Consider the following 3,343-nt stretch of genomic DNA (forward strand, 5'->3'; position numbering starts at 1 on the left):
CGGCAGGTGCGTGCGGTGCATGATGGTTCCGGCTGTCACCGAAGTCTGGCGACCGCACTCCGCACATTCCCACGTCCACGGCTTAGTCTCCAATTTCCAGCCGCGCTTTGTCGAGCAGATCGGGCAGACGAAACCGTCCGACCAACGCCGATGTGTTTCGGCGTGGAATTTTGACCCCCTTGAGGGGGTAATCAGCGTCCAATTTTGACCCCCTGAACGCAACCGCGAGCAGACTGCCTGCCCTTGTTTGGAGGCGGCGGTCGGGGGATGAAGTCAGTGGATACGATTGCGCGGATACGCCGCGATTTCTTCGTTCGAGATCGGTCGATCAAGGAGATTGCGCGCGAACTGCATGTCGCCCGGAACACGGTCCGGAAGGTGATCCGGTCGGGCGAGACGATCTTCGAGTACTCCCGCGACAAGCAGCCGTTGCCCAAGCTCGGTCCGTGGAAGGCGGAACTCGACCGGCTTCTGACGGCGAACTCGGCGGTATCGACGCGAGAACGGCTGACGATGGTGAGGCTCTTCGAGGAACTGCGCGGCGTGGGCTACGAGGGCGGTTACGACGCGGTGCGGCGTTACGCTCGGGCCTGGGCGGTGGAGACGGCGGCGGCCAAGGTCGATGCCTATGTGCCGCTCTCCTTCGCGCCGGGGGAGGCCTACCAGTTCGACTGGAGCCACGAGATCGTCCTGATGAACGGCCTGCCGATGACGGTGAAGGTGGCACACGTCCGGCTCTGCCACAGCCGGATGATGTTCGTCCGCGCCTATCCCCGCGAGAGCCAGGAGATGGTGTTCGACGCCCACGACCGGGCCTTCGCCTTCTTCAAGGGCACCTGCACGCGCGGCATCTACGACAACATGAAGACCGCCGTGGAGACGATCTTCGTCGGCAAGGAACGTGCCTACAATCGTCGCTTCCTGCAGATGAGCGGGCATTACCTGGTCGACCCGGTGGCCTGCACGCCGGCTTCGGGATGGGAGAAGGGGCAGGTCGAGAACCAGGTCGGGTTGGTGCGCGAGCGGTTCTTCACCCCGCGCCTGCGGCTGCGGTCCTTCGACGAGTTGAACGCCCTCCTGCTCGACCGTTGCATCGCCTACGCCAAGGCGCATCGGAACCCGGAGTTCACGGATCGGACCACCTGGGAGGTGTTCGAGGACGAGCGAGCGTCGCTGGTGCCCTATCGCGGTCCCTTCGACGGGTTCCACGCGGTGACCGCGTCGGTATCGAAGACCTGCCTCGTCCGCTTCGACAACAACAAGTACTCCGTCGCAGCGAGCGCCGTCGGCCGCCCGGTGGAGATCCGCGCCTATGCCGACCGGCTCGTCGTCCGCCAGAATGGGCGCATGGTCGCGGAACACCAGCGCTCCTTCGGCCGCGGCGAGACGATCTACGATCCCTGGCACTACGTGCCGGTGCTCGCCCGCAAGCCCGGGGCGCTGCGCAACGGTGCCCCGTTCAAGGACTGGGTGCTGCCTGGTGCTCTCGATCGGATCCGCCGCAAGCTCGCCGGATCGAACGACGGTGACCGGCAGATGGTCGACATCCTCGCGGCGGTGCTCGACGACGGCTTGGTGGCCGTCGAGGCCGCCTGTGCCGAGGCCCTCGGCGAGGGCGTGCACTCCGCCGACGTGGTGCTGAACATCCTGGCGCGACGGCGTCCGGCGGGAGAAGCAATCACCATCCTGACCCCGGACGCATTGAAGCTCCGGCACGAGCCGATCGCCGACTGCGCGCGCTACGACGCCCTGCGGAGGGCCGGCTGATGGACCGCACCCAGATCCTCAGCACGATGGCAGAGCTGAAGATGTTCGGCATGAAGGCGGCCTATGACGAGATCGTCGCCACCGCCTTGAAGCGCAACCACGACCCTCAGCGCGTCGTCGCGGCGCTGCTCGCCGCCGAGATCGCCGAGAAGCAGGCCCGTTCGATCCGCTATCAGATGGGCGTGGCCAAGCTGCCGCTCGCCAAAGACATCGACGACTTCACCTTCGACGGCACGCCGATCAACGAGAACCTAGTCGCGGACCTCGCCGGCGGCGGCTTCGTCACCCAACAGCGCAATGTCGTGCTGATCGGCGGCACCGGCACGGGCAAGACCCACTTGGCCATCGCCATTGCGCGATCCTGCATCAGGGGCGGCATGCGTGGGCGCTACTTCAACGTCGTCGACCTGGTCAACAAGCTCGAGGCCGAGACCCGCGCCGGTCGGCAAGGCCGGATGGCGGATTACCTCTGCCGCCTCGACTTCATCGTCCTCGACGAGTTGGGCTACCTGCCATTCGCCCAATCCGGCGGTCAGTTGCTGTTCCACCTGATCAGCCGGCTCTACGAGCGCACCTCGATCATGGTCACCACCAACCTGGCCTTCGGCGAATGGCCGTCGGTGTTCGGCGACGCAAAGATGACAACCGCGCTGCTCGACCGGCTCACGCATCACTGCGACATCGTCGAGACCGGCAACGACAGCTGGCGCTTCAAACACCGGGCCTGAGATCGCCGCCATCGTCGGTATCGTGCCTACGGTCGGGCTACGCCCTCCCTCCGTCACGACACCGACGACGCGACCAAAACAACCGCCGTGCCGAATTGCAGACAGCGACCTTCAACACGAAAACAGGGGGGTCAAAGTTGGACGCCGATCCGGGGTCAATGTTCCGCGCCGATTGACATCCCGTTGTCGCTGACGATCAGCTTCGGCTTACCGAACCTGGCGATGAGCATCGTCAATTCGCGGGCTACACGCTTGCCCGAGATCGAGGTGTCGGGGATCGCCGCGAGGCACTGCTTCGTCACGTCGTCGATGACGTTGAGCACACGGAACCGCTGCCCGGACGCCATCTGGTCGTGAACGAAGTCGAGCGACCAACGGGCATTGGGGCGCGCTTCGACGACCATCGGCGCACGGGTTCCGACCGCCCGCTTGCGACAGCGCCGTCGGCGAACCGACAGACCTTCCTCGCGGTAGAGCCGCTGGGTCCGCTTGTGGTTCACGACGTATCCCTCCTGCCGCAGCAGAACGTGGAGACGCCGATAGCCAAACCTGCGGAATCCGGCGCAAGACGAGCAGCGATTCCACGCGAAGGCGACCACCGAATCCACGGCAATCCGACCACCTGTTCCACGGGATCCCGACCACTGAATCCGGGGGAAGGCGACCACCTCGTCAGACGCGCGACCGGGCCCATTGGGCATGGCGGCTAACCTCCTCCTCGACGCCCCGAGCGAAGAGGAGAAGCGATGCCCGCCGAGAGAGTCGCGATGCGCAAGATCAGAGAAGTCCTACGTCTTCACTTCTCCTGCGGGCTGAGCAAGCGCCGGATCGCGCCGTTGGTGGGCGTC

At 65.3% G+C, this 3,343-nt stretch carries 2 protein-coding genes and 2 pseudogenes; 2 read left to right on the forward strand and 2 right to left on the reverse strand.

Annotation, left to right across the window (positions count from 1 at the left end):
* A pseudogene (locus WAW85_RS03430) lies at positions 1-150 on the reverse strand (transposase); the annotation flags it as partial.
* Between the two features lie 117 nt (positions 151-267).
* On the opposite strand from WAW85_RS03430, the gene istA reads away from it, so the two are divergent.
* Positions 268-1,767, forward strand: coding sequence for an IS21 family transposase (istA, locus tag WAW85_RS03435; protein WP_422558251.1), 1,500 nt, complete (start codon positions 268-270; stop codon positions 1,765-1,767).
* Positions 1,767-2,495, forward strand: a complete 729-nt coding sequence (gene istB / locus WAW85_RS03440; protein WP_422558252.1) for an IS21-like element helper ATPase IstB — start codon at positions 1,767-1,769, stop codon at positions 2,493-2,495. The genes istA and istB overlap by 1 nt, the downstream gene beginning before the upstream one ends.
* Before the next feature lie 179 nt (positions 2,496-2,674).
* Here istB and WAW85_RS03445 read toward each other — a convergent pair.
* Positions 2,675-3,049 (reverse strand): annotated as a pseudogene (locus WAW85_RS03445) (DDE-type integrase/transposase/recombinase); the annotation flags it as partial.
* Between the last annotated feature and the right edge of the window lie 294 nt (positions 3,050-3,343).

The organism is Gordonia sp. (in: high G+C Gram-positive bacteria), from assembly GCF_049299075.1.
In the GTDB taxonomy this organism is placed as follows: Bacteria; Actinomycetota; Actinomycetes; order Mycobacteriales; family Mycobacteriaceae; genus Gordonia.